Source organism: Psychrobacter sp. 1U2, from assembly GCF_051847575.1.
The window spans coordinates 1-1,128 of record NZ_JBPYDC010000396.1 but is presented as its reverse complement, the minus strand read 5'-3'; the positions used below and the strand labels follow the sequence as shown (position 1 = coordinate 1,128).

Sequence of the window (1,128 nt, the reverse complement as noted above, 5' to 3'; positions counted from 1 at the left end):
AAGCACTACACCTGCCTGACTTTGCGCTAAGCTGGTAATGTAATTTGGATCTGCCAAAAAACTCAGCTGCGTACTATTTGCATCAGTCAGACTACCGACACCGTTTACTGATAGGGTTAACTGATCAGTAGTAAGCTCAGCTTTATTCAATACTGGCTGACGCTGCTCGATTTGAGAAATAATTTGCTTAATCGTTATCATAATTGGCGTTAATATGATTAATAAGAATAAAATGGATGCCAGACTGATACTTCAGTTTAGCAACCAATTCAATAATAGTTATAAATAATACCAAGCGTTTAAAACCATCTGCATGATAAAATGACTTTACGTCTATACGCTTAACTAGAATGTGCTACCAATCTGGAACTGCACCTTCTCAGTCTCATCGTTTTCTTTATCGCCAATAGGTACAGCGTAACTTAATGAGATAGGACCGATAGGTGTATACCAAGTGACCCCTGCACCCGCACTAAAGCGCAGGTCGTTGTCTTGGGTCAGCAATGGCACATCAGTATCATTACCATTAGCTGGGTTAATAAAGGTGCGATCTTCTTTATCTGTGGTATCAAAGACCTGACCGCCTTCAGCGAACAGTACTGGACGCACTTGATCCGCCCAGTCACCTTTAAATGGCATTGGCAAAATCAGTTCAGTACCAAAGGTTGCTAACGCATTACCGCCAACCTCTTCTTTTTGAATACTCTCACGGTTGTTTACTGCGTTGTAATAAGACTCAGAACGGGGACCGAGCGTCGACGCTTCATAACCACGTACCGAACCATAACCACCGGCGTAGAAGTTTTCATAGAATGGCAGATCATTACCATAGCCAAGCTTAGTATAGCCACGTGCGATCACATCTTTGTACACAGGATAATACACATTACCAGTGTAGAGCAGTTTTTGATAATTCGTATCGCCAAACCCAAAAGTGGCATTAACATTGTGGCTCATGCCTTTAGTCGGAAATACGGGGCGATCTAACGTACTATAATCCCACCCTAAAAGTAGGTTGTAGGTGTTATAGTCATTTTTAAAACTGGTTCGACCATCAAACTCCCCACTGAATTCTTCAGTAGTACCACCGTCATCAATAATTTGCTGAACGTTTGATACGCCAAGCCA

2 protein-coding genes are annotated in these 1,128 nt (G+C 42.0%); both read right to left on the bottom strand.

Annotation, left to right across the window (positions count from 1 at the left end; genetic code table 11):
* Positions 1-201 (bottom strand): LpxD N-terminal domain-containing protein (locus ACS8FD_RS16105; protein WP_439276588.1); only part of this gene is annotated, 201 nt, incomplete at its 3' end.
* A gap of 144 nt (positions 202-345) precedes the next feature.
* Positions 346-1,128: BamA/TamA family outer membrane protein (locus ACS8FD_RS16100; protein WP_439276587.1), on the bottom strand; the 783-nt coding region annotated here is incomplete at its 5' end.